Genomic DNA, 22650 nt, shown 5'->3' with positions numbered 1-22650 from the left:
TCTAGCACAGGCATTTTAAGACCGCAATGCGTCGTCCTGCTTGGTTTTAGGCACTATTGTCGCATCCGGCGGCGGAGTTCAGTCGAAGCCTTTGGATTAGCCTTTGGATTCAGGGCAAAAAGCCGAAGGCGAAGGCGAGCGGCAGGGCCGCCAGCACCAATTCCACCACCATGGAAACCCAGTTGAAAGGCGTGTTGGCATTGTCCGACATCATCGACAGCAGCCGGCCAAAGGCGGTGAACAGCCAGGAAAAGCCAAGCGCCATGTAGAGCAGCGGTTGCGCCAGCAGGATACAGCACAGGCCGACACCGAGATAGAAGCCCGACATCCTGCCGCGCCCTTCGGCAATCGCCGCGGTCTTCTCGGGCTTGACCTGCAGCCGCAGGATCCGGAAAGCCAGCACCGGCGCCAGGAACAGCAGCAGGCCGAACAGCAAGGTCACGACGGCGCTCGACCATGCCAGCCACTCGCCCTGGCTCATCGGCCATGGAAATGCAAATTCCATATTGTCCCCTCGTAAATGGCTGTTTCGAAATTTCGGACATTCTAACGAAGGAAGCGACATGCACCAGATGGCGGTCGGCGATTTCGGAGCGCGGGTTGAAATCCGTCAGCCCAGCGCGAACGCGACTGCAGCCTCGGCATGGATGCGCGTCGTGTCGAAGACCGGAATATCGAAATCCTCTTGACCGATGAGCATGGTGATCTCGGTGCAACCCATGATGACGCTGTCGATCTTTTGATCGCGCCGCATTCGAACGATTTCATCGATGTAGGCCGCCTTCGATCCCTCCCTGACGATGCCCTGGCAAAGTTCGTCGTAAATCACGCGATGAACCATGTCTCGCCCGGTTTCATCCGGCACCACGGGCTGTAGCCCATGCTTCTCGATGAGCTTGCCCTTGTAGAAGTCCTGTTCCATGGTGAAGCGCGTCGCTAACAGCGCCGGGCGGTTGACGCCGGCCAGCCTGACCGCGACGGCCGTTGCATCGGCGATGTGGATGAGCGGGATCGACACCGCCGCCTGCACCGCATCGGCCAGCTTGTGCATGGTGTTGGTGCAGATCAGCAGGCCTTCCGTACCGGCTGCTTCCAGCTTGCGCGCGGCCTCCACCAGAAGCGCACCCGCGCCTTCCCAGTCACCTCCGTGCTGCCGCTCGGCGATCTCGGCAAAATCGAACGACCACAGGAGCAGCTTTGCCGAATGCAGGCCGCCAAGCCGCTCGCGCACGATCTCGTTGAGCAGCCGATAATAGATCGCGGTCGATTCCCAACTCATGCCGCCGATGAGGCCAAGGGTTTTCATGTCGTCTCCCGTTTCTCGCTCGCGTTGAGGCGCTATAGCCGAAATCGATTCCTCACAAAAAGCTCTGCGGGTCGATGTCGACCTGCACACGGACCGAACCGCGTATCTTCGGTCCCTCGGCCAGCATGACGCGGATGAAGCCCTGCATATCGGCGCGCCGCTCGCCCTGGATCAGCAAGCGGAAACGATGACGCCCGCCGATCAGCGATAGCGGCGCCTCGGCCGGGCCGAGCACGAACAGGTCGGTGGCCTGGGGTGCTGCACGCCGCAGGCCGCGGGCGTGCGCTTCGGCTTCCGCGCGCGTCGCGGCGCTGACGATGACGCCGGCGAGGCGGCCGAAAGGCGGCAGCGCCGCCCGCTCGCGCTCCGCGATCTCGCGCTCATAAAAAGCCTCGGCGTCGCCGGAGACGATCGCACGCATCACCGGGTGGTCGGGCTGGAAGGTCTGCAGCAGCCCGAGGCTCTTCTTGCCGGTGCGACCGGCGCGGCCGGTCACCTGGCTGAGCAGCTGGAAGGTGCGCTCGGCGGCTCGCGGGTCGCCATTGGCGAGGCCGAGATCGGCGTCGACCACGCCGACCAGCGTCATGTTGGGGAAGTTGTGGCCCTTGGCGACGAGCTGCGTGCCGATGACGATGTCGGCCTCGCCATTGGCGATGGCTTCGAGCTCCAGCCTCAGCCGCCGCACGCCGCCCGTCAGGTCGGACGACAGCACGATGGTTCGAGCGTCGGGAAAATGCGCGACGACCTCTTCGGCGATGCGCTCGACGCCCGGCCCGCAGGCGACCAGATGGTCGAGCGTGCCGCATTCCGGGCAGGCCTCGGGTCGGCGTTCATTGTGCCCGCAATGGTGGCAGACGAGCTGGCCGCGGAAGCGGTGCTCGACCAGCCAGGCCGAGCAGACCGGGCAACCGAAGCGATGGCCGCAGACGCGGCACAGCGTCAGCGGTGCATAGCCACGCCGGTTAAGGAACAGTAACGACTGTTCGTGTCTCTCCAGCGTCTGCCGCATATGGCCAAGCAGCACCGGCGACAGGAAGCCGCCGCGCGCAGGCGGGGCGCGGCGCATGTCGATCGTCTTCAGGTCTGGAAGCGCCGCCTCGGCGAAGCGCGCCGAAAGCACTGCCCGATGATAGCGGCCTTGGCTTGCGTTGACCCGGCTTTCGACCGACGGCGTCGCCGAGGCGAGGACGACCGGAAAGCCGCCGATATGGCCGCGCACCACCGCCATGTCGCGCGCATTGTAGAAGACGCGGTCCTCCTGCTTGTAGGCGGGGTCGTGCTCCTCGTCGACGACGATCAGCCCGAGCTCCCTGAACGGCAGGAACAGCGCCGAGCGCGCCCCGGCGACGACGAGCACCCCACCTTCCGCCACTTGCCGCCAGACACGCTCGCGCATCCTTGGCGGCAGGTCCGAGTGCCATTCCGCCGGCTTGGCGCCGAACCGTTCCTGGAAGCGCTCGAGGAAAGCGTGGGTCAGCGCGATCTCCGGCAGCAGGATCAGCACCTGCTTGCCCCGGTCGAGCGCCGCCGCCACCGCCTCGAAATAGACCTCCGTCTTGCCCGATCCGGTCACCCCGTCGAGCAGAGTGACGCCGAATGCGCCGGCCGCCACATTGGTGCGCAGCATCTCGGCGGCATCGTTCTGGTCCGGCATCAGCGAAGGCTGGGCGTAACCCGGATCGGGTGCTGCGACCACCGGTCGCGGCGGGATCATGACGGTCTCGAACACGCCTTGCGCTTTCAGCCCGTCGATGACGGTCGACGACACGCCAGCCGCATGCGCCAGTCCGGATCGCGTCCAGGCGAGCCCGCCTTCCGCGGTTTCCAGCACGCGCATCCTCGCACCCGTCATCCGGTCGGGTTTGGCGAAGGTGCGTTGCAGCCCTTCGATCCACGGTTCCGGGTCGAACGCCTCCGGCGCCCGCAGCAGCATGCGCGCCACCATGCCGGGCGGCGACAGCGTGTACTGCGCGACCCAGTCGACGAAACGGCGCATGGTGCGGTCGATCGGCGGGCAGTCGAAGACCTGCTCGATCGGGCGCAGTTTTTTGGCATCGACCTTTTCGACGGCGCCGTCCCAGACGATGCCGGCAACCTGGCGCGGACCGAGCGGCACACGCACGATCGAGCCCGGCACCACACACATGCCGGCTGGCACGGCATAGGTGTAGGGGCGTTCGGCGGGCATCGGCACCAGCACCGGTGCGGCTGCGACAAAGGGCGAATCTTCGATCATGAGGCGTGACCTTGCCCCGACTTTCGTCTAGAGCAAAGGCCGACCCCGAATGTGCATGGCATGCACATGAAAATCTTCAGGAGACCCCCATGAAATTTTTTGTCGACACCGCCGATGTCAAGGAAATCCGTGAGCTGAACGATCTGGGGCTGCTCGACGGCGTTACCACCAATCCTTCGCTGATCCTCAAATCCGGCGGCAAGATTGCCGACGTCACCAAAGAGATCTGCGACATCGTCAAGGGTCCGGTCTCGGCCGAAGTCGTCGCCACCGAATACAAGGACATGATGGCGGAGGCCAAGATCCTGGCCAGGATCGCCGACAATGTCTGTATCAAGGTGCCGCTGACGCTGGACGGCCTCAGAGCCTGCAAGGATATCCGGTCGGAAGGCCGCATGGTCAACGTCACGCTCTGCTTCTCGGCGACCCAGGCGCTGCTCGCCGCCAAGGCCGGCGCCTCGTTCATCTCGCCCTTCGTCGGCCGCATCGACGACACCGGCTGGGACGGCATGGAGCTGATTTCGGACATCCGCACCATCTACGACAATTATGATTTCCAGACCGAGATCCTGACCGCCTCGGTGCGCACGGTGAACCATGTCAAGCAGGCTGCACTCATCGGCGCCGACGTCATCACGGCGCCGCCGGCGACGCTCAAGGCGCTGGTCAAGCACCCGCTGACCGACAAGGGCCTGGAGCAGTTCCTGGCCGATTGGGCCAAGACCGGCCAGAAGATTGGTTGAAATCCAAATGCTGCTAGAGAAGGCCGGGCAACCGGCCTTTTTTTGCGCCATGCAATCAGTGCATGTCGCTCAAAAGTACGCAGCGGCAGCTATCCTGCCGCTGTCTTGCCGTGCTTGACCAGATCCTGGGCGATCGACAGGCGCAACAGATCCGCCAGTTCGCGCGCCGCGCGGTTCTCGGCGTCGATCTGCGCCCTGTAGGAGGCGAACTCCTGACGCGGCTTGTCGAAGGACGAGGTTATCGAGCGCCTGCCGGTCGCGATGGTCGAGCCGGTCTTGGCGTCGGTCAGCGCATAGGACGCGGTCAGTGTCACCGTGCCCGCCGTCGGCTCGTTTTCATCGGTCTGGGTTCGCACAAATGCCTCGGACTCGACAAGTTCGGTGACGCCGAGATCGAGCGAATAGGCCGGCGAACCCGGCTCGCCCGCACCTTGGCCGAGCGCGAAGATCAGATTGTTGCGGACCTGCTGGGCGTAGCGGGTCTCGACCGGCTTGATCGAGATGGATCGGAGCTCGGCGGCAGCCCCGGCTTGCGAGCCGGCGGACAGCGGCGCGCTCGAATAGAGCGGGCGCACCGTGCAGGCCGAAACCAGCGCAACGGAAGCGATCAGGCCGCAGAGCGCTGCACGGCGCAGCAAATGCGTCACTTCTGTCTTCCTCGGATCAGGCAACGACATTGACGATCCTCTGCGGGACGATGATCACCTTGTGCGGCGCCTTACCTTCGAGCGCTTTCTGCACGAAGTCGAGGGCCAGAACCGCTTTTTCGACCGCACCTTGGTCTGCGTCACGGGAAATTGTCAAATCCCCACGCTTCTTGCCGTTGACCTGGACCGGCAGCACGATCTCGCTGTCGACGACAAGCGACGGGTCATAGGCCGGCCAGGGCCGTTCGGCTACCAGATCGCTGCCACCGAGCGTATGCCAGCATTCTTCCGCCAGATGCGGCATGACCGGCGCGATCAGATGGACGAGGATCTCGACGCCTTGCCGACAAGCGGCCTCGAGCGCCGGATCGGCCTTGCCTTCAGCCGCCTCGTTGAGCGGCGTGGCGAGCGCGTTGGCGAGCTCGTAGATGCGGGCGATGGCGCGGTTGAAGGCGAGCTTTTCGATATCCTCGCCGACCGATTTCAATGCTTTGTGCGCAGCCTTGGAAACGACGCCCGCCTCGCCCTCCTTTGCCGGCGCCGGCCGGGTGCCGGCGAGCGATTCGGCGGCCGTCGACACCAGGCGCCAGATGCGCTGGATGAAGCGATGCGCGCCGGCCGCACCTTCGTCGGTCCATTCGACGTCACGCTCGGGCGGCGAGTCCGACAGCATGAACCAGCGCGCGGTGTCGGCGCCGTAGCCGTCGGTGATCTCTTCCGGGCTCACCGTGTTCTTCTTCGACTTCGACATTTTTTCGAGCGGACCGATCACCGCCTCTTCGCCGGTCGCGATTTCGATGGCGCGGCGCTTGCCGTCGACGTCCTCCAGCCGCACCTCGCTGGGCGCAAGCCAGCGGCCGCTCGAGGTACTGCCGACCCGATAGGTCTCGTGCACCACCATGCCTTGCGTGAAAAGGCCCTTGAACGGCTCGGCGAGATCGACATGGCCGGTCTCGCGCATGGCGCGGGTGAAGAAACGCGAATAGAGCAGATGCAGGATGGCATGCTCGATACCGCCGATATATTGGTCGACCGGCAGCCATTCAGTGGCTGCCTTGGGATCGGTCGGATCGTTCGCCCATGGTGCGGTGAAGCGCACGAAATACCAGGAGGAATCGACGAACGTGTCCATCGTGTCGGTTTCGCGCCGCGCGTCCTTGCCGCATTGCGGGCATTTGACATGCCGCCATGTCGGATGGCGGTCGAGCGGATTGCCCGGCCGGTCGAACTCGATGTCATCAGGCAGCCTGACCGGCAGGTCCGCCTTCGGCACCGGCACCACGCCGCAATCCTCGCAATGGATCATCGGGATCGGGCAGCCCCAGTAGCGCTGGCGCGAAATACCCCAGTCGCGCAGGCGGAAGTTCACCTTGCGCTCGGCCATCGGCCGGTTGCCGATGGTCTTTTGTTCCAGCAGCTTCGCCACCTCGTCGAAAGCCTGATCCGGCTTCATGCCGTCGAGGAAGCGCGAATTGATCATCACGCCGTCGCCGGCATAGGCCTCGTCGATGATCTGGAAGCTTCCTTGGTTCTCGCCTTCCGGCATCACCACCGGAATGACCGGCAGGCCGTATCTGTTGGCGAAGTCGAGGTCGCGCTGGTCACCGGACGGGCAGCCGAAGATGGCGCCGGTGCCATAATCCATCAGCACGAAATTGGCGACGTAGACGGGCAGCGTCCACGTCTCGTCGAACGGATGGGCGACACGGATGCCGGTATCGAAACCCTTCTTCTCGGCCGTCTCGAGTGCTGCCACCGAAGTGCCCATGTGATGGACTTCGTCGATGAACTTTGCCAGCGCCGGATTGTCCTCGGCGGCCTTTTTGGCCAGCGGGTGGTCGGCGGCGACCGCCATGAAGGAGGCGCCGAAGATGGTGTCCGGCCGTGTCGTGTAGACCTCCAGCTCATGCTCGCCAGCAACCATCTTGCCAGGATCTGGGGTGGCCAGCGGCCAGCGGATCAGCAGCCCTTCCGAGCGGCCGATCCAGTTCTGCTGCATCAGCTTCACTTTTTCCGGCCATTCGTCGAGTTGGTCGAGCGAATCCAGCAGATCCTGCGCATAGTCGGTGATCTTGAAGAACCACTGCGTCAGCTCGCGCTGTTCGACCAGCGCGCCCGAGCGCCAGCCGCGGCCGTCGATGACCTGCTCGTTGGCGAGCACCGTCATATCCTCCGGGTCCCAGTTGACCTTGGAGGATTTGCGCGCCACCAGCCCCTTCTCGACGAAATCGAGGAACAGCATCTGCTGGCGGTGGTAGTAGTCGACGTCGCAGGTGGCGAATTCGCGCGCCCAGTCAAGCGACAGGCCCATGACCTTGAGCTGCTCGCGCATGGCGGCGATATTCTGGTAGGTCCAGTCCTTGGGATGGACCTTGTTCTGCATCGCCGCGTTCTCGGCCGGCATGCCGAACGCGTCCCAGCCCATGGGGTGCAGTACGTTAAAACCCTTGGCCCGCTTGTAGCGCGCCACCACGTCGCCCATCGTGTAGTTGCGGGTATGGCCGATATGGATGCGCCCCGACGGATAGGGGAACATCTCCAGCACGTAGTATTTCGGACGCGGGTCGTCGTTGTCAGCCTCGAACAGCTTCTTGGCGTCCCAGGCCTTCTGCCATTTGGGCTCTGTCGCGCGTGGATTGTATCGTTCGGTTGCCATCGGATGTTTTTCACTTAAAAGCATGCGCGAACCGCCGGTCAGTGCCCGGCGGCCGAGGGAAATGTCGTTGCGGTGTTCACCATGGATTGCCGGAACCGTCAACTGCAGCGTCCCGCCCGTGATTAAAACCAGAGTCAGGATATAGGCATGGCGAGCCCCGTCGAAGAGCTTTTCACGGTCAAGGCGAAGATCGCCGCCGCCGAGTGCGAGGCGGGGCGGCAAGCCGGCGCTGTGACGCTGGTCGCGGTCTCGAAGACGTTCGACGCCGCCGATATCGGCCCGGTCATCGAGGCCGGCCAGCGCATCTTCGGCGAAAACCGCGTGCAGGAAGCACAAGCCAAATGGCCGGCGTTGAAGCAAGCCTTCCCCGGCATCGAGCTGCATCTGATCGGTCCGCTGCAATCGAACAAGGCGAAGGAAGCGGTCGCGCTGTTCGACGTCATCGAGACGGTCGATCGCGAGAAGATCGCGGCCGAACTCGCCAAGGAAATCGCCAGACAAGGCCGGTCACCAGGCCTCTACGTTCAGGTCAACACAGGCTCGGAACCGCAAAAGGCCGGCATCGAACCGCGCGAGGCCGTCGCCTTCGTCGCCCGCTGCCGCACTGTTCATGGCCTCGTCATCGAGGGCCTGATGTGCATTCCGCCGGCCGACGAGAATCCCGGCCCGCATTTTGCGCTGCTGGAGAAACTTGCGCGCGAGGCCGGTCTCGAAAAGCTCTCGATGGGCATGTCAGGCGATTACGAGACGGCGATCGCCTTCGGCGCAACCAGCGTCAGGGTCGGCTCGGCGATTTTCGGCAGCCGTTAGCGGACAGGCCCGACCACAGGCCTGTTGATTCCCGTTCAGCCCAACCGGACAGTCTCGACCAAAAAATCGAGAAAGGCCCTCACCCGTGCCGGCAAATGCTTGCCCTGCCCGACATAGACAGCATGGGTAAGCTCCTCGTCGCCGGGGTTGAAGTCCTCCAGCAGCGGCACCAGCCGCCCGGCGGCGATGTCGGGCTCCACGTGCCAGCGCGCCAGCCGGGCGATGCCCGTCCCGGAGAGTGCCATCAGCCGCATCGCCTCGCCATCGCTGACCAGCGCATTTCCGGTGATCGGGACGACTACGGCCTCGCCGGTTGCGCCCACGAAAGGCCAGCCGTCGAGATGGCGCACGAAGCAGAAGCCCATCCGGTTGTGATGATCGAGATCGGCCGGCGTCCGGGGCATGCCGTGCGTCCTGAGGTAGGATGGCGCGGCGACGACGACCACCGGACTTTGCCCGAGCTTGCGCGCCACCAACCGTGATTCGCCGAGCGGCCCGGCGCGGATGGCGACATCGGCACGCTCCTCCATCAGGTCGATGACACTATCGGTCAAAACCAGATCGATGGCGATTTCCGGATAGCGTTCGAGGAAACGCGGCAAAAGCGGGATCAGCCGGTGCTGCCCGAAAGGCACGTAGCTGTTGACGCGCAGCCGGCCGCGGGGTGCTGCGCCCGCCGCCGCCTCGCGCTCGGCTGAAGCCATGTCGGCCAGGATGCGCACGCCACTGTCGAAGAAGGCCGCTCCCTCCGGTGTCAGTTGCAGCTTGCGCGTCGAACGGCTGACCAGCCGTGCACCAAGACGGGCTTCCAGCCGCGCGATTAGCTTGCTCACCGCCGACGGCGTCATCCGCAACGCGCGGGCGGCGGCCGAAAAGCTGCCCGCTTCGACGACGCGGACGAACACTTCGATCTCGCCGGAGCGGTTGATGTCGGGTCTCGCCATTCGTGAATCTATTTCACAGACAATGTGCCCAGCGCAAGGCTGGTTCACAGCACATCGCGACACGATCTTCCGGATCGGGGCGCGGCAGGAAACGGGCGCCCCGTCGCAAAACGGCCATCAACCGAACCGGAAGGTCACCATGCCTCTCGCTCTTTATGCCCTCGCCGCCGGTGCCTTCGGCATCGGTGTCACCGAATTCGTCATCATGGGCCTGCTGCTCGACGTCAGCACCGATCTCGGCGTCACGATCTCGGCCGCCGGCCAGCTGATTTCTGGCTATGCGCTGGGCGTCGTCATCGGCGCGCCGCTGCTGACGATCGCCACCGGCCGCTGGCCGCGCAAGACCGTGCTTCTGGCGCTGATGGCGATCTTCACGCTGGGCAACCTCGCCTGTGCACTCGCCCCCGACTACTGGACGCTGATGGGTGCCCGCGTGCTCACCGCCTTTGCCCACGGCACCTTCTTCGGCGTCGGCTCGGTGGTGGCGACGGGACTGGTGCCGCCCAACAAGAAGGCCTCGGCGATTGCCCTGATGTTCACCGGCCTGACCATCGCCAACATTCTCGGCGTGCCCTTCGGCACCTGGCTCGGCCAGGCCTTCGGCTGGCGCGCGACCTTCTGGGCGGTGACCCTGGTCGGGATAGCGGCCTTCGCCATCATTCTGCTCTTGGTGCCACGCGGCAAGGCGGCGCAGGAAAAGAGCGACCTGCGCGGCGATCTCGCCGTGCTCGGCCGTGCGCCGGTCCTGCTCGGTTTCGCCACCACAGTGCTTGGCTATGCCGGCGTCTTCGCCGTCTTCACCTATATCGCCCCGTTGCTGACCGAGATCACCGGTTTTGGGGAAGCAGCAGTGTCGCCGATCCTGCTTGTCTTCGGCGGCGGCCTCATTGCCGGCAATCTGCTCGGCGGCAAGTTCGCCGACCGCTGGCTGGTGCCTTCGGTTCTCGGCAGCCTCGTCGTGCTGGCGCTGGTGCTCGGCACGATGACCTTCGCCCTGCATAGCCAGGCGATGGCCGTCATCTTTGTCGGCCTGCTCGGCGCCGCCGCCTTCGCAACCGTGGCGCCGCTGCAGATGTGGGTGCTGGAAAAGGCTGAAGGCGCCGGCCAGAGCCTCGCCTCATCCTTCAACATCGCCGCCTTCAATCTCGGCAATGCCGCCGGCGCCTGGCTCGGCGGCGTGGTCATCGCCCACGGTCCCGGCCTCGGCGCCATCACCTGGGTCGCTGCGCTGCTGCCACTCTCGGCATTGGCCGTGGCAGCGCTGGCGCTGCGCTTCGATCGCCCGACGCTCGGTGAACCGGCAACCGCCTGCTCGTAGCAACCCGACGAATCCTTTTAGACATCACAGGAGAAAAAAGATGGATTATCGACGTCTTGGCGCCTCGGGCTTGAAGGTCCCGGCGCTCTCGTTCGGCGCCGGAACCTTCGGCGGTTCAGGCCCGCTGTTCGGCGCCTGGGGCAACAGCGATGCGAAGGAGGCACGGCGGCTGGTCGACATTTGCCTGGAGGCCGGCGTCAACCTGTTCGACACCGCCGACGTCTATTCGAATGGCGCCTCCGAAGAGGTGCTCGGCGCGGCCGTCAAGGGCCGCCGCGATGCCGTGCTGATCTCGACCAAGACCTCACTGCCGATGGGTGACGGACCCGACGATGCTGGCTCGTCCCGTTCGCGCCTCATCAAGGCCGTCGAGGACGCGCTGAAGCGTCTCGGCACCGATTACATCGACCTGCTGCAACTGCACGCTTTCGACGCCGCAACGCCGATCGAGGAGGTGCTGTCGACGCTGGACAGTCTCCTGCGCGCCGGCAAGCTGCGTTATGTCGGCGTCTCCAATTTTTCGGGCTGGCAAGTGATGAAGTCGCTCGGCCTGGCCGACAGGCATGGCTATCCGCGCTACGTCGCCCATCAGGTCTACTACTCGCTAGTCGGGCGCGACTATGAATGGGAGTTGATGCCGCTCGGCCTCGACCAGGGTGTCGGTGCGCTGGTGTGGAGTCCGCTCGGCTGGGGCCGCCTGACCGGCAAGGTCCGCCGCGGCGAGCCGCTGCCGGAAAAGAGCCGGCTGCACGACACGGCAAGCTTCGGTCCACCGGTCGAGGACGATCAACTCTACCGGGTTGTCGATGCGCTCGACGCGATAGCCGGGGAAACCGGCAAGACCGTGCCGCAGATCGCCATCAACTGGCTGCTGCAGCGGCCGACCGTCGCCTCCGTCATCATCGGCGCGCGCAACGAGGAACAGCTTCGTCAGAACCTCGGCGCCGTCGGCTGGTCATTGACATCAGACCAGATGAAGAAGCTCGACGCGGCAAGCGAAGTCACCGCGCCCTATCCGTATTTTCCGTATCGCCGGCAGGAAGCCTTCGCCAGGCTCAGCCCGCCCGCGGTCTGATTGGCGCGATCATTCGTTTCGGGCGACCATCATGAACATTCGGGATTAGCCGAGGCCTCCCCAACTTCGTCATCCCAGGGCGAAGCAGGAGCGAAGCTCCGTCGCGGGGACCCTGGGATGACGAAGCGATGGACGTTTCCGCCAATCACCGAGGCATGCGATCCATCACGCAAGCAGCCCGTCAGAACTTTCTGCGCCGGCGCCCTAATGCAGCACGAACTCGCCGTCGACCTTTTGCCATTCATTTGGCGCGATCAGCTTCTGGTGCGTATAGCTCACCGAATGCAGCGGGCCGTCGAGCCTGGTCTGCCAGAACTCGATGAACCTTATCAGCACCGGAAATTTCGGAGCAATGTCGTAGTCCTGCCAGATGAAGCTCTGCAGCAGATGCGGATGATCGGGAAAATGATAAAGGATCTTGGCCGTGGTCAAGCCATAGCCCTTGAGCATCAGGTCCATTTCGGAATGGTCGCGCATTGCAGCCCCCAGTTGATTCTCCTTCCTCCCAGTTTGAAATTGTGCGCGCTATTTGCTTAATCGTCTATTGATTTTTTCTGGTGTAGATCGGGTTTACGTCGCAAAATCATGCAGTTAGCAGCGATCCTGCCTGAGTGCTGACAGCAGCATCGAAAACGTCTGCGGCATCCCGCCGCGCGAATCCAACGTCTAATGTTGCCGTCACCGCGGAACTGTTAATAATGCGCGCGAATTCGCGGCCGCTTCGCCGTGATGCCGCCGGCGGTCAAGCCGGGCGGCCTGGTTCGGGAGGAAAGTGAAAAAATGTCCGAGGTTCATGTCCATCGCGTCCAGCCGGCGTGGAAGAAGAACGCGCTGATCGACAATGACACCTATTTGAAATGGTACGCCGACAGCGTGAAGAACCCGGACAAGTTCTGGGGCAAGCACGGCAAGCGCATCGACTGGTTCAAGCCCTACAGCAAGGTCAAGAACACATCCTTCAACGGCAAGGCCTCGATCAAATGGTTCGAGGATGGTCAGACCAACGTTTCCTGGAACTGCATCGACCGGCACCTCAAGAAGCGTGGCGACCAGACCGCCATCATCTGGGAAGGCGACAACCCCTACGACGACAAGAAGATCACCTATAACGAGCTCCACGGGCATGTCTGCCGGCTCGCCAATGTGATGAAGAAACACGGCGTCAAGAAGGGCGACCGCGTTACCATCTACATGCCGATGATCCCTGAAGCGGCCTACGCGATGCTCGCCTGCACGCGCATCGGCGCCATCCATTCGGTGGTCTTTGGCGGCTTTTCGCCGGATGCATTGGCCGGCCGCATCGTCGACTGCGAATCGACTTTCGTCATCACCGCCGATGAAGGCCTGCGCGGCGGCAAGTCCATCCCCTTGAAGGAAAACACCGACAAGGCGATCGACATCGCCGCGAAGAATTTCGTGATGGTCAACAAGGTCGTGGTCGTGCGCCGCACCGGCGGCAAGGTTGGCTGGGCTCCCGGGCGCGACGTCTGGTACCACGACGAGATCGCTTCGGTGAAGGCGGAATGCGAGCCGGAGAAGATGAAGGCCGAGGATCCGCTGTTCATCCTCTACACGTCGGGCTCGACCGGCAAGCCGAAGGGCGTGCTGCACACCACCGCCGGCTATCTCGTCTATGTCTCGATGACGCACCAATATGTCTTCGACTACCATGACGGCGATATCTACTGGTGCACCGCCGATGTCGGCTGGGTCACCGGCCACAGCTATATCGTCTACGGGCCGCTCGCCAACGGCGCCACCACGCTGATGTTCGAAGGCGTACCGAACTATCCGTCGCAGTCCCGCTTCTGGGACGTCATCGACAAGCACAAGGTCAACATCTTCTACACCGCGCCGACGGCGTTGCGCGCCCTGATGGGCGCCGGCGACGCCCATGTCGCCAAAACGTCGCGCAAATCGCTGCGTGTGCTCGGCACGGTCGGCGAGCCGATCAATCCGGAAGCCTGGGAATGGTATTTCAACGTCGTAGGCAACAGCAAGGTGCCGATCGTCGACACCTGGTGGCAGACCGAGACCGGCGGCATCCTCATCACGCCACTGCCCGGCGCCACCGACCTGAAGGCAGGCTCCGCGACGCGGCCCTTCTTCGGCGTCAAGCCGCAACTGGTCGACGGCGACGGCAAGGTGCTGGAAGGGGCTACCGACGGCAATCTCTGTATCACTGACTCATGGCCGGGCCAGATGCGCACCGTCTACGGCGACCACGAGCGCTTCGTGCAGACCTATTTTTCCACCTATAAGGGCAAGTACTTCACAGGCGACGGCTGCCGCCGCGACGTCGATGGCTACTACTGGATCACCGGCCGCGTCGACGACGTCCTCAACGTCTCCGGCCACCGCATGGGCACGGCCGAGGTCGAATCCGCGCTGGTTTCGCACGAGAAAGTCTCGGAAGCCGCCGTCGTCGGCTATCCGCACGACATCAAGGGCCAGGGCATCTACTGTTACGTCACGCTGATGGCCGGCGAGCAGCCGGGCGAGGAGTTGCGCAAGGAACTCGTCGCCCATGTCCGCAAGGATATCGGCGCCATCGCCACACCCGACAAGATCCAGTTCGCGCCGGGCCTGCCGAAAACCCGCTCGGGCAAGATCATGCGGCGCATCCTGCGCAAGATCGCCGAGGACGATTTTTCGACGCTCGGCGATACCTCGACGCTGGCCGATCCGGCTGTCGTCGACGATCTCGTCGCCAACCGGCAGAACAAGAGAGGCTGACGCAGTTCATGGCCGCGCTGGGCTCCGTCGCCGAGCTTTGGCGCTATCCGGCGAGTTCGCTCGCCGGCGAACGCCTGGAAGTGATCTCGGTCGGTGTCGAAAGCATCGATGGCGACCGCCTGTTCGGCCTTGTCGATGCCTCCGACGGTGAGATCGCGCGGCCTGACCGCGAGGCGAAATGGCACAAGGTGCCGCTCATTCGTACACGGCTGACCAGTGACCGCGAGCTTGAGATCGCCATTCCCGGCGGCGAGTGGCTGACGGCGCCGGGCGTCGAAAGCGACCGCACTGTTTCTGCCTTTCTCGGCTTCGAGGCCTCGATCCGGCCGTTTCGCCGGGAAGATGCCGCGCCGAACTACGCCGGTTCCCTGACCGCGGAGCGCTACCGCAAGGCTCCGGTCCACCTCCTGACCACCGCTTCGTTGGCGCGCCTGAAGGCGCTGCATCCCGACGGCGCCGCCGACCCGCGCCGCTTCCGCCCCAACATCGTCGTCGACATGGCGGCTGTCGAGGGATCGTTCCCGGAGACGGGATGGATCGGTCGCAAGCTGACGATCGGCGACCTGGTGTTGACCATCTCCGAGCCCTGCCGCCGATGCGGCTTCACCATCATCGCCCAGGACGGTTTCGATCACGACCCGGCGATCCTGCGCAATCTGGTCCGCCACAACGCGCACAATCTCGGCGTCTACTGCACGGTCGACCGGCCGGCCCGCGTCGAAATCGGCGAGACGATGCGGTTGGTCTAAGACCCCAAGAAGGCGTTGAAAAATGCCGCTCAATTCGATGCTTTTTCGCTCGCCAGCGTATCGAGGGGTGCCCCCCGAACCGGACCTCGCAGCCGCTAAACACCGCACCGGACTATCCGCCGTCGACGAGGCAATTCGTCGGCGTATCCATATGCTGCCAATTCACACTGACATCCGGAGGAACGCGTCGATAACCTCCCGCGGTTTTTTAATGAGGGGCAGCTAGTGTGCTGCGGCCGAGATGTTTTGGTTGAGGCTGAAAAAATTCATGGGATCATATTTCCGCTTTACCTCGGCAAGCCGACTGTAATTATCACCGAAGGAGGCACGGATCACGTCCTCCGCGGGTTCGCTCTGAAAGTTGAGGAGGTGCATGCCACTCGAATGCGGCTCGAACGCATCGTACATGGCCCGCACCCAGGCTATATGCCTTTCGCTTTCGGCCGGATCCGTCCACTGCGCAGTCATCCCGATATTGTATTCCGCGTTCCGCTGGGCGAAGGCGGAGTCCGCGCGACTGACCCTGCCTGGCGCGCCGCCGTAGAACTCCACGAGACAGGCCGAGAGAGGCGACTCCATGCGGTTTCCATGCTCAACAAGCAGGTCGATGACCGTATCGGTAAGTTGCGGAACGAAGCTCGCCTTCCAGTAATTGTGGGTGCCGTCCGGGAATGCCCCGTCCAGCAGCTTCTGCATCGACGGGTAGGGCATTGGCTGTATGGCGTCGAGCAGCGGCGGACCGAAGGCTCGCAGCGGCGCCAGCACGCGTGCGCCTTCTTCCATGTCTCCGCACCAGCAAGCGACTATACCGACCGCCGGCATGCCGTCCGGCGTCGTCAACATGGCCGCGTAGGCAGTCAGTTCCTCCGGTGCCGTGGCCATGAAGTCGCGATAGAAGCGCAGCACCTCGCGGGCCTTGTTGCGGCCGTGAACGATCAAGCCGCCGAACACCGAGGATATTTGCTGCGCGCGGAAGGTGAAGCAGGTGACGATGCCGAAATTGCCGCCTCCGCCGCGTAAGGCCCAGAAGAGGTCGGGGTGTTCTTCTGCGCTGGCCGTCAGCAGGCGTCCCTCCGCCGTCACCAGCTCAAACGAGATCACGTTGTCGCAACTCAGCCCGTGCTTGCGCACCAGCCAGCCTACGCCGCCGCCGAGTGTCAGCCCGGCAACGCCGGTCTTCGACACGACGCCGACCGGCACCGCCAGCCCATGCAGATGTGTCTCGCGGTCGAGGTCGCCAAGCGTCGCGCCGCCCTGCACCCGCACGGTGCGCGTCTTGGGCTCAACCAGCACGCCACGCATGGCGGAGAGGTCGACAACAATGCCGTTGTCGCATAGTGCCCGCCCGGCGACATTGTGACCGCCCCCACGCACCGCGACGAGAAGGTCGTTTCTAGCGGCGAATTTCACCGCATGGATTACATCGGCGACACCGAGGCAGCGTGAAACCAATCCCGGATGCCGGTCGATTGCCGCGTTCCAAATCCGGCGCGCCTCGTCGTAGTCGGCATCAGCAGGCCGGATTAAGCGTCCAGCCAGCCCGACGGCGAACTCATCGATAAGATCGGTGCCAATCCGCACGCCACTGCGGTTTTGAAGTTCCGTCGCTGCCATGTCCTCCTCCTCAGCCTCGTCGCACGTCAGCATTGACCAAGCCTCGGAGGCAAAGGCAGCATAACACCAGCGGGCGGGCTTGTGATGTGCCAAACACCCTCGATCAGATCAGGGCACCCATTAGTCGCCAGCGTTGCCGTCACAGACGCGCCACCGTGTCTGGCGCGCAGCCTCACGACACGCTTTTGGCCGGTGGCTGCAGTCGGCTGTCGTCGGCCGAGTTGCTACTCGAAAAGCAGCGGGCCAATGCGGAGTTCGATATCCTCGAACGCTAGAGACGCCGCTGGCGACGCTCTCTCCACAATGACCCCAGCAGACTTCGCAGCGCTTCTCGCAGCAACCAAGGCTGGCCGTTTGGCCGTTGCGTTTATGAGTTCATGACCTGAACCAACTACCGGTAAAGGTCTGCCCGCGTCGGCGGCAGGCCGCTCGGCCCACGCGCGCGCTTGGTGACGACGGTCTGGAATATCTGCGCCGAGGCGCGTTCGAACGTGATCGAACAGCCGGTGAGATAAAGCAACCAGAGGCGCGCCTTGGCTTCGCCGACCTCGGCGATCGCTTCATCGAAGCGTGCGTGGAGGCGCTCGGCCCAAAGACGGCAGGTGCGGGCGTAATGCTCGCGCAAATTCTCGACGTCGTAGACGAGAAAGCCGTGCGCCTCGAGATTGCCGAGCGTCATGCCGATCGTGTCGAGCTCGCCGCCGGGAAAGATGTATTTGATCAGCGCCTTGAATTCCGGACCCTTACGCAAGGTCTTCTTCATGCTGCCCTTGTCGCGCCGGGTGATGGCGTGGTGCAGATAGATGCCGCCCGGTTCGAGCAGGCGGTGGATGGCCGAGAAATAGGCGGCGTGGTTGGCGAGCCCCAGATGCTCGAACATGCCGATCGACGATATCTTGTCGAAGGAGCCGGACAGCTCGGCATAGGACTTTATCTCGATGGTGATGCGGTCCTCCAGCCCCTCGGCGCGGATGCGCTTGCGGGCGAGCTGGGTCTGGGCTTCCGACAGCGAGACGCCGTGGCCGACGACGCCGTAGTTTTTCGCGGCATGGATGAGCATGGCTCCCCAGCCGCAACCGATGTCGAGCAGCCTTTCGCCGGGCTTCAGCCGGAGCTTGCGGCAGATATGATCGAGCTTGTCTTTCTGCGCCTGGTCGATGCTGTTGGCGAAATCGGTGAAATAGCCGCAGCTATAGACCATGCGCTCATCAAGGAAGAGCCGGTAGAACGCGTTCGAAATGTCGTAGTGGTGCTGGATCGCCTGCCTGTTCGAGCCGCTGACGAAGGGGTTGTGTCCGGAAAGGTCGGTCCGCGCCGTCATCTGTTTTCTCGAAAACAGCACGGTCGGCAGGTCGCGCAGGATCGCCAGCTTCGGCAACGATTTGAGCTTCGTCCGGAGCTTGCCCTGCGAAGGCAGGGCGTAGAAATCGAACAGCGATCCGTCTTCCACGTCGATGGTCTTGGAAATCCACATCTCGATCAGCGTCGAGAAGGAGGGCCGGCGGATCACCTGCCAGACGATGTCCTGGTCGTTGATGGTGAGCACGGGGCCGGTGGCGGGCCCGATCCGCTCGCCGGTCCACAGCCTGACCGCGAAACCCGGCTTCAGCGTTTCGATGACCGTTCGAACGATCCGTGCGGCTCTGTCGGCTGCCTCCATGCCCGCTCCTCCCATGCTTCGAATGCTGGCACGGTCCGACAGGAGTTTGCCCGTCCGACGGGCCGGTCGCAACCCAGTCCGATCCGCAAGCAGGCGCCGCGCGAGATTTTCAGCGCGCCGCCTTGCCATTTGCGGATCGGCACCCCATCATGAGGGCGTGTTCAACAAATCGAAAGGAGGTGATCCGATGTCGAGTGATTTCGTTTTCCAGAACGTGGCCTCAGCGGATTGCACTTTCGGGAAGCAGTCTTCCCGTTAAGGCGCGAGATGCGCGGCTGGCGACCTGGAGGTCGCCGCCATGAGCCGCGCCATGGACGGAAACACGGAAGGCCGCCGGCTTCGCAAGAAGCGGCGGCCTTTTCCTTGTCCTGGACCCCATTTGGTCAATGCCCTCTACTTGGTCAATGCCAGGCTTTCGATGTTGCGCGCTATGTCCTGGAAAGCCTGGTTGAGCTCAATCCCATTGGCCGCCTGATAAAAGTGCTTGATCTTGGCGGTGTCCGGGCTCGCGCAGTCCTGAAGCGTCGCCTTGGCATTCGTCTCCTTGAGGTCGAAGCCAACGGTGAAGATTTCGATGCCCTTGTCTCGCATGGCAGCGCAGAGTTTCTTGGCCGCCGTGCGGGGCGGCTCCTTGCCCGTGCCGTTGTAGACGTCATCGACGGCGCTCGCGTCGAAATAGGATAGGTTGAACTCGCCGTCGGTCATCAGGATCGCGATTTTGGCGACCTTCTTTGGATCCATCTTGGCCGGCCGCTCCGAAGCTTTCATCACGCTGCCCCAGTTTTCCGAAAGCATGTACCAAGCCCACTGTACGCCGATATGGCCCGCAGTGCCGCCCGACGCGACGAAATTCTTGATGACGTTCTTGAGCGCCGCGGCGTCCGCCGTCAGCGGCTTCAACGCGGCAGTCGGGCAGGTGGCCGTGTTTTTCTTCCAAGCGAAGGGCGACAGCAGGTAGTCGCGATTGACCATGCTGGCGCCGGGACCTGCATCCGAATATTGATAGGCCCCCTTGCGCTCGGTGGCACAATTGTCCGGACGCGTAAAGCCGGAGACATACTGTACGGCGCCATTGCCGGGCGCCTGCTTGCGCTGGCTGGTCGAGGTTTCGACATAGACGCTGCTGGCGGCAAGCGCGCCGGCATTCACCGAATTGGCGTATGGCACGATGGAGACTCGCACTCGGGGCTTGGCGGGGTCCTGACCATCCAGGAAACTGTCGACCGCGTTCGCCGCAGCGGTTCTAAGATCCTTGATTTTCTGGCCGTCCATCGACCCTGTGACATCGAGCATCATCGCCACTTCGATCGTCTTGTCCGAATAGAGTGCCGTCGTCGATGCCGTGACACGCTGCATGTCGCCCATGCTGAAAAGCGGGAAATAAAACCCGACATCGAGATGGACGTCAGCCTGAACCGTGTTGGCGGTCCTGTCGACGGTCAATTTGTCGAGGACGATCTGGTCGGCGCTCAGGATGCCTGCTTGGCTGTTGGCGTTGAGGAACGCCTGCAGCGATGCGTTGGCATCGGCCTCCTTGATGACGCCGGTCGTCAGGTCGCGCGCCGTCGAGGTCACCGCCGCGTCGACCACGCCTTGCAGGCTCGACTTGGCGTTGTAGAGCTGGGAAACATTGACGGCAAAGCCGACGCCCAGCGCCAGAACCGACGCGACCATGCCGAGCAGAACCGCGAAGTTTCCGCTTCGATCCCCGGCAAAGCCACCAATCGCGTGAACAAGACCCCCAAAATGCCGCATGCTTCCGCCTCCATTCGCCACGACCTCGAGGCCGTGTGTGAAGGCGCAGTGCAGGATTCCGGCCGGATGGCGCCGGCAAGGGATCAAAAGCCGGCGGCTCACCATCAAACCCTTGTTTCTGCTTGGTTTCGAAATGCGGCAAGGTGAACAACCGGTAAACGAGAAGCCGCTGCGGCAGTTTCGTTTACGAGGCGCTTACCATGATCGCGCCGTCTGCCATGGAGCACAAGAAACCGGTCCCGAACCGGCACAGGCGCGCTGTGCCGAAGCGAATCAGGCGCATCAAACCCGTAGGAAGACCCGGATGACCATTACACGGACGCACGCCGTTCGCGCTTGGCGCCTCTACGCCAGCATCTGCGCGCTGACGGTCCTGTCGACGCCGCGATGGGGCGGGTTGAACAGATTGCTTTCCTGCTCGTATGTCCAGACCTTGAACAGGCCGAGCCGGTGCTGGCCGAAACTGTGCAGCAGCGGCACGTCGGTGGCGTCACGGCCGCGCGCGATGACGACGCGACCGATCCTTGGCATGTTGTGGCGGGGGTCGAATGTGTACCATTTGCCGTCGAGGAACACTTCCAGCCACGCCGAAAAATCCATCGGTGCCGGGTCGACCGGCACGCCGATATCGCCGAGATAGCCGTTCACGTAGCGTGCGGGGATGTTCATGCAGCGGCAAAGCGTGATCGCCAGATGAGCGAAGTCGCGGCAGACGCCGACGCGCTCCTCATGCGCCTGCGCCGCCGTGCGGGTCGGGCGCGCATAGCCGTAACCGAACGACAGACGGTTGTGGACATAGTCGACGATCGCCTGCACCCGCGCCCAGCCGGATGGAACAGGGCCGAAAACCTGCCAAGCCAGATCGCTGAGATGATCGGTCTCGCAATAGCGGCTGCCGAGCAGATAGCCGAGCACGTCGTCCGGCAACTCCGCCACCGGCACTTCCCTGGCCAGCGTGTTGACCTCATCGGGCTCGCCGCTGTCCTCGACGACCGCGTCGTAAAGAATGCGAAAGCCGCCGCCAGGCGCCGTGAAGCGGCGGCAGGTGTTGCCATAAAGATCGCGATAGAGCCTGGTCGGGACCGAAGGCGAGGTCAGCACGCGCGTCTGCCGCTTGATGTCGGCCTGCCGGTCCTTGTGGATCTCGAGCAGCGAAATCACCGGGGTGGCTTCAACGCAGTCGATGGCGATTTCGTAGCCGAGCCGAATCAGCATCGCGGTTCCCCCCTTTTGGTCATTGTGGAAGACAGTTTGGTCAACGCGAGACGGCGGGCCGTGGTTCCCTGGGATTGTCAAAAAGGCGATCTCGCGCCTTCCCATGCAGACGACGCGACGCTACGGTCTGTCGACATGCTTTGATCCCTCCGAAACGATCCCCAGGATAGCAGATGTTCGCAGGCAAAAAATTCGCAGCCTTCCTGTTCGACATGGACGGCACGGTGGTCAATTCGATTGCCGCGGCAGAAAGGGTCTGGGCGGATTGGGCACATCGGCAAGGTCTCGACGTTGCCGCATTCCTGCCGACGATCCACGGCGTGAGGGCGATCGAGACCATCGCTGGGCTGGCTCTTCCAGGCGTCGATCCGATGCGCGAAGCCGATGCGCTTTTGCAGGCCGAGGCGGCCGACGTCGACGGCATCCTTCCGATCGCCGGCGCCGCGGCGTTTCTGGCGTCGCTGCCGCCCGAGCGCTGGGCCATCGTCACCTCAGCGCCGCGCGAACTGGCTCTGCTGCGCATCGCGGCCGCCGGCATCCCGCTTCCCGCCATTCTTGTCGCGGCGGAGGATGTTTCCCGCGGCAAGCCGGCGCCGGATTGCTTCCGGCTGGCCGCCGAGCGGCTGGGCGTCGATGCGCGCGACTGCCTCGTTTTCGAAGATGCGCCCGCCGGCATATCGGCGGCCGAGGCGGCAGGGGCTGCCGTCGTGGTGATCAGCGCCACGCACCGGCATCCGTTGCAAACGCCGCACGCCGCGATCGCCGGTTATGACGCGATCGGCATCGCTGTTGACGATCGCGGCTGGATCGCGTTCGAAGCGAAGTGCATCGCGACAGCCTGCCTGGATTAAAAATCGCTGGTCAGGCCCTTCACCTCCCAGTCGCCATAGCGGCCGGGTTCCTTGCCGCCACGGCCGCCGATCTCCCGGGGCATCGCGGCTTCCTGCTGGCGATAGTGTTCGCGCCGTGCTTCCGCCTCCGCCAAAGCGCGGCGGGCCGCCGGCGTCAGCGTCTTTTGCGGCGCGTCGTGACCGGGGCCGGCATTTGTTTTGCTGGTTTCGCCCGTTTTGCTGGTTTCGTCGATCATGCGATATTCCCGGCCGATTGAAACAGGCCCCAATTGAAACAGGGCCCGATTGAAACAGGGCCACACGTTTCCCATCATATAGCGATGAACCGACAAGGA

19 protein-coding genes are annotated in these 22650 nt (G+C 63.5%); 7 read left to right on the top strand and 12 right to left on the bottom strand.

What is annotated here, in order from left to right:
• Positions 1 to 109 precede the first annotated feature (109 nt).
• The 3 genes from IQ26_RS28750 to IQ26_RS28740 all read right to left on the bottom strand — a co-directional run bounded on the left by IQ26_RS28750 (position 110) and on the right by IQ26_RS28740 (position 3542).
• Positions 110 to 505 (bottom strand): AGROH133_08824 family phage infection protein, encoded by a 396-nt coding sequence (locus IQ26_RS28750; RefSeq protein WP_145721735.1) that lies wholly within the window; start codon positions 503 to 505, stop codon positions 110 to 112.
• Between the two features lie 105 nt (positions 506 to 610).
• A complete protein-coding gene (locus tag IQ26_RS28745) occupies positions 611 to 1306 on the bottom strand; it encodes an aspartate/glutamate racemase family protein (protein ID WP_145721734.1) in 696 nt (231 codons plus the stop codon).
• Between the two features lie 52 nt (positions 1307 to 1358).
• Positions 1359 to 3542 carry a primosomal protein N' gene (locus IQ26_RS28740; protein WP_145721733.1) on the bottom strand — a complete coding sequence of 728 codons (2184 nt, stop codon included), beginning with the start codon at positions 3540 to 3542 and terminating at the stop codon, positions 1359 to 1361.
• An 89-nt stretch (positions 3543 to 3631) separates the two neighbouring features.
• Here IQ26_RS28740 and fsa point away from each other — a divergent pair, with 89 nt between their 5' ends.
• Positions 3632 to 4285 (top strand): fructose-6-phosphate aldolase, encoded by a 654-nt coding sequence (gene fsa / locus IQ26_RS28735; protein ID WP_145721732.1) that lies wholly within the window; start codon positions 3632 to 3634, stop codon positions 4283 to 4285.
• Between the two features lie 89 nt (positions 4286 to 4374).
• On the opposite strand, the gene IQ26_RS28730 is transcribed toward fsa, so the two are convergent.
• On the bottom strand, positions 4375 to 4962 hold the full coding sequence (locus IQ26_RS28730) for an LPS assembly lipoprotein LptE (protein WP_145721731.1): 588 nt from the start codon (positions 4960 to 4962) through the stop codon (positions 4375 to 4377).
• A complete protein-coding gene (gene leuS / locus IQ26_RS28725) occupies positions 4949 to 7588 on the bottom strand; it encodes a leucine--tRNA ligase (protein ID WP_145721730.1) in 2640 nt (879 codons plus the stop codon). Before leuS ends, IQ26_RS28730 begins: the two co-directional genes overlap by 14 nt.
• A gap of 147 nt (positions 7589 to 7735) precedes the next feature.
• On the opposite strand from leuS, the gene IQ26_RS28720 reads away from it, so the two are divergent.
• On the top strand, positions 7736 to 8398 hold the full coding sequence (locus IQ26_RS28720; protein ID WP_145721729.1) for a YggS family pyridoxal phosphate-dependent enzyme: 663 nt from the start codon (positions 7736 to 7738) through the stop codon (positions 8396 to 8398).
• Positions 8399 to 8433: 35 nt separating this feature from the next.
• On the opposite strand, the gene IQ26_RS28715 is transcribed toward IQ26_RS28720, so the two are convergent.
• Complete coding sequence (locus IQ26_RS28715; protein ID WP_145721728.1) at positions 8434 to 9342, bottom strand: LysR family transcriptional regulator; 909 nt, start codon at positions 9340 to 9342, stop codon at positions 8434 to 8436.
• Between the two features lie 139 nt (positions 9343 to 9481).
• On the opposite strand from IQ26_RS28715, the gene IQ26_RS28710 reads away from it, so the two are divergent.
• Entirely contained in the window at positions 9482 to 10660 is a 1179-nt protein-coding gene (locus IQ26_RS28710) for an MFS transporter (protein ID WP_145721727.1), read from the top strand.
• A 40-nt stretch (positions 10661 to 10700) separates the two neighbouring features.
• Positions 10701 to 11735: an aldo/keto reductase gene (locus IQ26_RS28705; protein WP_145721726.1), complete on the top strand. Its 1035-nt coding sequence runs from the start codon at positions 10701 to 10703 to the stop codon at positions 11733 to 11735.
• Between the two features lie 204 nt (positions 11736 to 11939).
• Here IQ26_RS28705 and IQ26_RS28700 read toward each other — a convergent pair whose 3' ends face one another.
• Positions 11940 to 12212: an usg protein gene (locus IQ26_RS28700; RefSeq protein ID WP_145721725.1), complete on the bottom strand. Its 273-nt coding sequence runs from the start codon at positions 12210 to 12212 to the stop codon at positions 11940 to 11942.
• A gap of 303 nt (positions 12213 to 12515) precedes the next feature.
• On the opposite strand from IQ26_RS28700, the gene acs reads away from it, so the two are divergent.
• Both acs and IQ26_RS28690 read left to right on the top strand, forming a co-directional pair.
• Positions 12516 to 14471: an acetate--CoA ligase gene (acs, locus tag IQ26_RS28695; protein WP_145721724.1), complete on the top strand. Its 1956-nt coding sequence runs from the start codon at positions 12516 to 12518 to the stop codon at positions 14469 to 14471.
• Positions 14472 to 14479: 8 nt separating this feature from the next.
• A complete protein-coding gene (locus IQ26_RS28690) occupies positions 14480 to 15220 on the top strand; it encodes an MOSC domain-containing protein (protein ID WP_145721723.1) in 741 nt (246 codons plus the stop codon).
• A 222-nt stretch (positions 15221 to 15442) separates the two neighbouring features.
• Here IQ26_RS28690 and IQ26_RS28685 read toward each other — a convergent pair whose 3' ends face one another.
• The 4 genes from IQ26_RS28685 to IQ26_RS28670 all read right to left on the bottom strand — a co-directional run bounded on the left by IQ26_RS28685 (position 15443) and on the right by IQ26_RS28670 (position 21464).
• Entirely contained in the window at positions 15443 to 16834 is a 1392-nt protein-coding gene (locus IQ26_RS28685) for an FAD-binding oxidoreductase (RefSeq protein ID WP_145721722.1), read from the bottom strand.
• A 391-nt stretch (positions 16835 to 17225) separates the two neighbouring features.
• Positions 17226 to 18494, bottom strand: a complete 1269-nt coding sequence (locus IQ26_RS28680; RefSeq protein ID WP_145721721.1) for an SAM-dependent methyltransferase — start codon at positions 18492 to 18494, stop codon at positions 17226 to 17228.
• Positions 18495 to 18887: 393 nt separating this feature from the next.
• Positions 18888 to 20249: a pilus assembly protein TadG-related protein gene (locus IQ26_RS28675; RefSeq protein WP_145721720.1), complete on the bottom strand. Its 1362-nt coding sequence runs from the start codon at positions 20247 to 20249 to the stop codon at positions 18888 to 18890.
• A 345-nt stretch (positions 20250 to 20594) separates the two neighbouring features.
• Positions 20595 to 21464 (bottom strand): transglutaminase-like domain-containing protein, encoded by an 870-nt coding sequence (locus IQ26_RS28670; protein ID WP_145721719.1) that lies wholly within the window; start codon positions 21462 to 21464, stop codon positions 20595 to 20597.
• 173 nt (positions 21465 to 21637) lie between these two features.
• Between IQ26_RS28670 and IQ26_RS28665 the strand changes: the two genes are divergently transcribed.
• Positions 21638 to 22315 (top strand): HAD-IA family hydrolase, encoded by a 678-nt coding sequence (locus IQ26_RS28665; protein WP_145721718.1) that lies wholly within the window; start codon positions 21638 to 21640, stop codon positions 22313 to 22315.
• On the opposite strand, the gene IQ26_RS28660 is transcribed toward IQ26_RS28665, so the two are convergent.
• Positions 22312 to 22551, bottom strand: a complete 240-nt coding sequence (locus tag IQ26_RS28660; protein WP_145721717.1) for a DUF1674 domain-containing protein — start codon at positions 22549 to 22551, stop codon at positions 22312 to 22314. The two genes, IQ26_RS28665 and IQ26_RS28660, sit on opposite strands and share 4 nt — an antisense overlap.
• Positions 22552 to 22650: the final 99 nt, after the last annotated feature.

Source organism: Mesorhizobium tianshanense, assembly GCF_007830515.1.
Taxonomy (GTDB): domain Bacteria; phylum Pseudomonadota; class Alphaproteobacteria; order Rhizobiales; family Rhizobiaceae; genus Mesorhizobium; species Mesorhizobium tianshanense.
Note: the sequence above shows the minus strand (reverse complement) of the source record. Positions and strands in the feature narration are given on the sequence as shown.

Coding starts and splice junctions, on each gene's coding strand:
- IQ26_RS28690 (WP_145721723.1), top strand. CDS start 14,480: ATGGCCGCGCTGGGCTCCGTCGCCGAGCTTTGGCGCTATCCGGCGAGT.
- IQ26_RS28750 (WP_145721735.1), bottom strand. CDS start 505: ATGGAATTTGCATTTCCATGGCCGATGAGCCAGGGCGAGTGGCTGGCA.
- IQ26_RS28730 (WP_145721731.1), bottom strand. CDS start 4,962: ATGTCGTTGCCTGATCCGAGGAAGACAGAAGTGACGCATTTGCTGCGC.
- acs (WP_145721724.1), top strand. CDS start 12,516: ATGTCCGAGGTTCATGTCCATCGCGTCCAGCCGGCGTGGAAGAAGAAC.
- IQ26_RS28700 (WP_145721725.1), bottom strand. CDS start 12,212: ATGCGCGACCATTCCGAAATGGACCTGATGCTCAAGGGCTATGGCTTG.
- fsa (WP_145721732.1), top strand. CDS start 3,632: ATGAAATTTTTTGTCGACACCGCCGATGTCAAGGAAATCCGTGAGCTG.
- IQ26_RS28660 (WP_145721717.1), bottom strand. CDS start 22,551: ATGATCGACGAAACCAGCAAAACGGGCGAAACCAGCAAAACAAATGCC.
- IQ26_RS28715 (WP_145721728.1), bottom strand. CDS start 9,342: ATGGCGAGACCCGACATCAACCGCTCCGGCGAGATCGAAGTGTTCGTC.
- IQ26_RS28675 (WP_145721720.1), bottom strand. CDS start 20,249: ATGCGGCATTTTGGGGGTCTTGTTCACGCGATTGGTGGCTTTGCCGGG.
- IQ26_RS28680 (WP_145721721.1), bottom strand. CDS start 18,494: ATGGAGGCAGCCGACAGAGCCGCACGGATCGTTCGAACGGTCATCGAA.
- IQ26_RS28685 (WP_145721722.1), bottom strand. CDS start 16,834: ATGGCAGCGACGGAACTTCAAAACCGCAGTGGCGTGCGGATTGGCACC.
- IQ26_RS28705 (WP_145721726.1), top strand. CDS start 10,701: ATGGATTATCGACGTCTTGGCGCCTCGGGCTTGAAGGTCCCGGCGCTC.
- IQ26_RS28670 (WP_145721719.1), bottom strand. CDS start 21,464: ATGCTGATTCGGCTCGGCTACGAAATCGCCATCGACTGCGTTGAAGCC.
- leuS (WP_145721730.1), bottom strand. CDS start 7,588: ATGGCAACCGAACGATACAATCCACGCGCGACAGAGCCCAAATGGCAG.
- IQ26_RS28710 (WP_145721727.1), top strand. CDS start 9,482: ATGCCTCTCGCTCTTTATGCCCTCGCCGCCGGTGCCTTCGGCATCGGT.
- IQ26_RS28745 (WP_145721734.1), bottom strand. CDS start 1,306: ATGAAAACCCTTGGCCTCATCGGCGGCATGAGTTGGGAATCGACCGCG.
- IQ26_RS28665 (WP_145721718.1), top strand. CDS start 21,638: ATGTTCGCAGGCAAAAAATTCGCAGCCTTCCTGTTCGACATGGACGGC.
- IQ26_RS28720 (WP_145721729.1), top strand. CDS start 7,736: ATGGCGAGCCCCGTCGAAGAGCTTTTCACGGTCAAGGCGAAGATCGCC.
- IQ26_RS28740 (WP_145721733.1), bottom strand. CDS start 3,542: ATGATCGAAGATTCGCCCTTTGTCGCAGCCGCACCGGTGCTGGTGCCG.